The 5,333-nt window shown below is 75.9% G+C and carries 5 protein-coding genes and 1 pseudogene; 3 read left to right on the top strand and 3 right to left on the bottom strand.

The window, feature by feature from the left end; translation table 11 throughout:
* Nucleotides 1–133: 133 nt before the first annotated feature.
* Nucleotides 134–841, bottom strand: coding sequence for a hypothetical protein (locus ACFWUQ_RS31020; protein WP_384544674.1), 708 nt, complete (start codon nt 839–841; stop codon nt 134–136).
* An 86-nt stretch (nt 842–927) separates the two neighbouring features.
* Entirely contained in the window at nt 928–2,445 is a 1,518-nt protein-coding gene (gene miaB / locus ACFWUQ_RS31015; RefSeq protein WP_384544672.1) for a tRNA (N6-isopentenyl adenosine(37)-C2)-methylthiotransferase MiaB, read from the bottom strand.
* 101 nt (nt 2,446–2,546) lie between these two features.
* Between miaB and ACFWUQ_RS31010 the strand changes: the two genes are divergently transcribed.
* Nucleotides 2,547–3,542 (top strand): TAXI family TRAP transporter solute-binding subunit, encoded by a 996-nt coding sequence (locus ACFWUQ_RS31010; RefSeq protein ID WP_384544670.1) that lies wholly within the window; start codon nt 2,547–2,549, stop codon nt 3,540–3,542.
* Between the two features lie 51 nt (nt 3,543–3,593).
* Here ACFWUQ_RS31010 and ACFWUQ_RS31005 read toward each other — a convergent pair whose 3' ends face one another.
* Entirely contained in the window at nt 3,594–4,535 is a 942-nt protein-coding gene (locus ACFWUQ_RS31005) for an ROK family protein (protein WP_384544676.1), read from the bottom strand.
* A gap of 415 nt (nt 4,536–4,950) precedes the next feature.
* Between ACFWUQ_RS31005 and ACFWUQ_RS31000 the strand changes: the two genes are divergently transcribed.
* Together ACFWUQ_RS31000 and ACFWUQ_RS30995 are read left to right on the top strand one after the other, a co-directional pair.
* A complete protein-coding gene (locus tag ACFWUQ_RS31000) occupies nt 4,951–5,085 on the top strand; it encodes a hypothetical protein (RefSeq protein WP_384544668.1) in 135 nt (44 codons plus the stop codon).
* A gap of 31 nt (nt 5,086–5,116) precedes the next feature.
* Nucleotides 5,117–5,333: pseudogene (locus ACFWUQ_RS30995) on the top strand (hypothetical protein); the annotation flags it as partial.

Below are 5,333 nucleotides of genomic sequence, written 5' to 3'. Positions count from 1 at the left end.
CATTGGCGTGGTTGGCCGGGGCAATTCCCCCCCACACCCACCCCCCGGGGGCGCCCCCGCCGCGGGGGCCCCCCCCCGGGGTTGGCCTAGGGGGGGGGGTAACCGCTCACCCCCCCCCCCTTCGGCATGCCCGTCAGGACCAGGCGGCGACGAAGTAGCCGACCCCGTACGGGGCGTCCTCGTAGAGCAGCCGGCCCCCGAGGCCCGCGTCGGACGCGGCGCCGGCCAGTACCTGCCAGGGGGCCCGTCCGGCGGCCATGAGCTCGGCGGCGAGCCCGGCGTCGAGGGCGGTGAGCGCGGTTGTGTCGGCGGCGCCGAGGGCGGCGGCGGCCGCCGCGTCGAAGGCTGCGGCGCGCTCGTCGAGGTAACCGGGGGCCTTCAGGGTGCGGCAGGCGCTGCCGTCGCCCATCACGAGCAGCGCGACGCGGGCCTCGCGGGTGGCGAGTCTGCGGCCGGCTTCCAGGCACTCCCCGGTGTCCAGGCCCTCCGCCACCCCGAGCCCCTCGACCGGGGCGGAGCCCCAGCGGGCGCGGCCGAGCAGCCAGGCGCCGACCGCGAGCGAGGGCGGCAGCAGGCGCGGCCCCTCCTCGCCCTCCCCCAGCCGTACGTCGGACTCGACCCCGAAGCCGCGGAAGCCGCCCCGGGCGCCCTGCGGGTAGGGGCCCGCGTGGTCGGGGTCGGTCGGGCCGACGACGACCAGCAGGTCGGGGCGGGAGGCGGCGAGCACCGCCAGCGCGTCGGAGCAGGCGGTACGGGCGTCGCCGAGTTCGGCGGCGGCGCCGGCGGCGACCTCCGGCACGAGCAGCGGCGGGGCGGGACAGACGGCAGCGGCTACGAGCATGATCCGCAGCCTAGCCGCCCCTCACGCCCCTGCGGCGCCCCCGTGCCGACGGGTGGGGGGCGGCTGCGGCGCGCCCCCCATCCGACTCAGGAGCCGGCCGCGCAGCCCGACGTGGCGGCCGGCAGCGGCGCCGGGACGCCCAGGGTCGGGATGCCGAGCATGACGCCCGCCGGCTGCGCCGGAGCGGCGTTGCGCTTCTCCCAGGCGTCACCGGCGCGGGTGCGGCGCACGGACTGCGTCGGCCCCTCGGCCAGCAGGTGGTGCGGGGCCGCGTAGGTGATGTCGACGGTGACCACGTCTCCCGGGCGGACCTCGACCCCGGGCTTGGTGAAGTGGACCAGCCGGTTGTCGGGCGCACGCCCCGACAGCCGGTGCGTGGCGCCGTCCTTGCGGCCCTCGCCCTCCGCGACCATGACCTCCAGGGTGCGGCCGACCTGCTTCTTGTTCTCCTCCCAGGAGATCTCCTCCTGGAGGGCCACCAGGCGCATGTAGCGGTCCTGCACGACCTCCTTGGGGATCTGCCCGTCCATCTCGGCCGCGGGGGTGCCGGGGCGCTTGGAGTACTGGAAGGTGAAGGCGTTCGCGAAGCGGGCCTCGCGCACGGCGTGCATCGTCTGCTGGAAGTCCTCCTCCGTCTCGCCGGGGAAGCCCACGATGATGTCGGTGGAGATCGCGGCGTGCGGGATCGCGGCGCGGACCTTCTCGATGATGCCGAGGAAGCGCTCCTGCCGGTACGAGCGCCGCATCGCCTTGAGGATCGGGTCCGAGCCGGACTGCATCGGCATGTGCAGCTGCGGCATGACGTTCGGGGTCTCGGCCATCGCCGCGATCACGTCGTCGGTGAAGTCGCGCGGGTGGGGGGAGGTGAAGCGGACCCGCTCCAGGCCCTCGATCTGCCCGCAGGCGCGCAGCAGCTTGCTGAACGCCTCGCGGTCGCCGAGGTCGGAGCCGTACGCGTTGACGTTCTGGCCGAGCAGGGTGATCTCCGAGACGCCCTCGGCGACCAGGGCCTCGACCTCGGCGAGGATGTCGCCGGGACGGCGGTCCTCCTCCTTGCCGCGCAGCGCGGGGACGATGCAGAAGGTGCAGGTGTTGTTGCAGCCGACCGAGATCGAGACCCAGGCGGCGTACGCGGACTCGCGGCGGGTCGGGAGGGTGGAGGGGAAGGCCTCCAGCGACTCGGCGATCTCGACCTGGGCCTCCTCCTGGACGCGGGCGCGCTCCAGCAGCACGGGGAGCTTGCCGATGTTGTGCGTGCCGAAGACCACGTCGACCCAGGGGGCCCTCTTGACGATGGTGTCGCGGTCCTTCTGCGCGAGGCAGCCGCCGACGGCGATCTGCATGCCGGGGCGCTTCGTCTTCATCGGGGCCAGCCGGCCGAGGTTGCCGTAGAGCTTGTTGTCCGCGTTCTCGCGGACCGCGCAGGTGTTGAAGACCACGACATCGGCGTCGCCGTCGGCGTTCTCGGGCGCCCGGACGTAGCCGGCGTCCTCCAGCAGACCGGAGAGCCGCTCGGAGTCGTGCACGTTCATCTGGCACCCGTAGGTGCGCACCTCGTAGCTTCTCTTCACGTCCACTGCCTGGCTCCGGTCGCTGCTGGTCATACGACAAGGGTAGGCGGTGCCGGACAGGCCCCGGGCCCCCGCGGAGCCCGCCCCCGCGGAAGGCCCGTGACAGAACGGGGGGCGGGTGGCAGGATCGCGCCATGCCTTCCGTACCGCCGCGCGTCAGCAGGCGCCATGCCCTGCGGGCACTGGTGGCGGTCCTCGCTGCGCTCGGTGTGCTGCTGTGGTGGCTCAAACCGTTCGCGGAGCCCGAGCTCGGAGGCGAGTTGACCTTCAGCACGGGCGTGCGGACCGGGGTCTACCACCGCTACGGGCAGCTGCTGGAGCAGGAGCTCGGCCGGGACATGCCGGGGGTGAGGGTGCGGCTGGCTCCCAGCGAGGGCTCGCAGCAGAACCTCCAGCGGCTGGCGGCCGGGGAGGCGGACTTCACGGTGGCGACGGCGGACGCGGTGGCCAAGTACCGGCTGGACGGCAAGCCCGGCGCGGGGCAGCTGCGCGGGCTCGCGCGGCTCTACGACGACTACGTGCAGCTGGTGGTGCCGGCCGGGTCCCCGGTGCAGTCGGCGCGTGACCTGCGGGGCAAGCGGGTGGCCATCGGCCAGCCCGGGTCCGGGGTGCGGCTGGTCTCGGAGCGGCTGCTGACGGCGGCGAAGCTGGACCCGGCGCGGGACATCACCCCGGTGTCCATCGGCATCGACACCATGCCGGCCGAGTTGGAGGCCGGGCGGATCGACGCCTTCTTCTGGTCCGGCGGCCTTCCGACGAGCGCCGTGCGCGAGCTGTCGGAGCGCTTCGACATCCGCCTCGTGCAGCTCGGCGACCTGGTGGAGCAGTTGCAGGGCGGCGGGAGCCCGGCGCGGTACTACCGGGCGGCGGTGATGCCGCAGGACGCGTACAAGCGGGCGCGGAACACCAGCGCGGTGGCGACCCTGGCCGTACCGAACCTGCTGGTGACCACGGCGGGCACGGACGCCGGTCTGACGGAGCAGTTCACGCGCACGGTGATCCACAGCCGGGACGACATCGGGCACCAGGTGCACGCGGCCCAGCTGGTGGACCTGCGGACGGCGATCTACACCGACCCGCTGGACCTGCACGAGGGCGCGGGCCGCTACTACCGCTCGGTCAAACCCTGACCCGCGCCGCCGGGCCCGCCGCCCCGGCGGCGGGGGCGCGCCGCGTCGCGGTCACGCGGGGAGCAGCATCGTCGCGGCGGCCGCCGCGCCGATCAGGCCGGCGTGGGTACCGAGGGTGGCCGGGACCACGGTGAGGTCGCGGACGAAGGACAGCGCGGCGTAGCCCGCGAGGTGCGTGCGGATCGGGGCGAACAGGGTGTCTCCGCAGGCGGCGACGCCGCCGCCGATCACCGCGATGTCCGTCTCCACGAGGGTCGCGGTGGCGGCGATGGCCGCCGCCAGGGCACGGCCCGCGCGGTCGAAGGCGGCCAGGGCGATCGGGTCGCCTGCCTCGGCCGCCGCGGCCACGCCCGCCGCCGAGGCGTCGCCGGGCCGGCCCGCCCGGGCCGCCGGCGTCCAGCCCTGGGCCGCCGCCCAGCGGGCGATGGCGGTGCCCGAGGCGAGGGACTCGACGCAGCCGCGTCCGCCGCAGACGCACGGTTCGCCGTCGAAGGACACGCTGATGTGGCCGATGTGGCCCGCGTTGCCGGTGGGGCCGGGGTGGAGCTGGTTGTTCAGCACGAGGCCGCCGCCGACTCCGGTGGAGACCACCATGCACAGGGCGTTGGCGTGGCCCCGGGCCGCGCCCAGCCAGTGCTCGGCCGCGGTCATCGCCACGCCGTCGCCGACGAGCACGGTCGGCACGGCGGCGCCCCGCGCCGCGAGTTCCGCCGAGACCCGCTCCGTGACGGGGAAGTCCCGCCACGCGCCGATGTTGACCGGGCTCACGGTGCCCCGGGAGGCGTCCACCGGACCGGCGCTGCCGATTCCGCAGCGCACGGCCGACCCCCACAGCGGCGAGCCCGCCAGGTCGGCGACGACCTCGGCCACGGCCGCCATGACCGCGTCCGGGTCCGCGCCGCGGGGGGTGGGGCGGCGGGTGGTGGCCGTCATCGTGCCGTCGGGGTGCACCAGCGCACCGGCGATCTTCGTCCCGCCGATGTCGATCGCCACGGTGGGTCCGGCCGCGGGGGCGGCGGGCCCCGACGCGGGGAAGGGGGCGGTGGGGTGGGTCACGGTGGCGGCTCCAGTGGGTTTCGGGATTCAGTATGCGACGCCGGTGGCGGCGCCGTGCTCTCGCGGGGTTCGATTCCCGTCCGCCCGCCCGTGCGGGCCCGGGGCGCCTGCCCGCGCCCCGGGGCGACGGCCGGACCGTACGCGATCCTGCCCTGACCGGCCGCCGTTATCGCGGCCCGGTGACGCCGGGCGGGGTACGAGGCGGCGGGCGCCGTCACGCCGGCCCCGCCGGGCGAACGGCGCCGTGTGACCGAGATCCCGCTGTCCATTTCGGCGCACTTACCGGCACGGCGCCCGTGGACCAGACTCATCGAAACGCGGCGCCCGTTCGGACCGGGGCGCGGCCACCGTCGTGCACTTCCGGCGGGGGCGGCTCACCGCGGACGGGGTCCGCCCCTGCGCGGTGCCGGCCGGGCTCGCCGATGACCCGCGCCACCTCGCCGCACGCGGCAGCACCGAGGTGCTGCGCGTGCCCGATGCCGCCTGAGACCTCCCGTCGGTCCGCAGAGGAGCCCCGCATGTCCGAGACCGGTGCCGGCGTCGATCCCGACAAGCCCCGCACCTGCGACACCCCTCGCATCCCCGGCACCACCCCCCGCACCCCCGACGCACCCCGCGCCCCCAAGGCCCCCCGGGCGCCGGACGCCTCCCGCAGCTCCCCCTGCGCCCGGCCCGCCCGGCGTGCGGTGCTGGCCGCCGGCGCCGGGGCGGCCGCCCTGCTGGGCGCGCCCGCAC

It is taken from the genome of Streptomyces sp. NPDC058662, from assembly GCF_042716255.1.
Taxonomy (GTDB): domain Bacteria; phylum Actinomycetota; class Actinomycetes; order Streptomycetales; family Streptomycetaceae; genus Streptomyces.
Note: the sequence above shows the minus strand (reverse complement) of the source record. Positions and strands in the feature narration are given on the sequence as shown.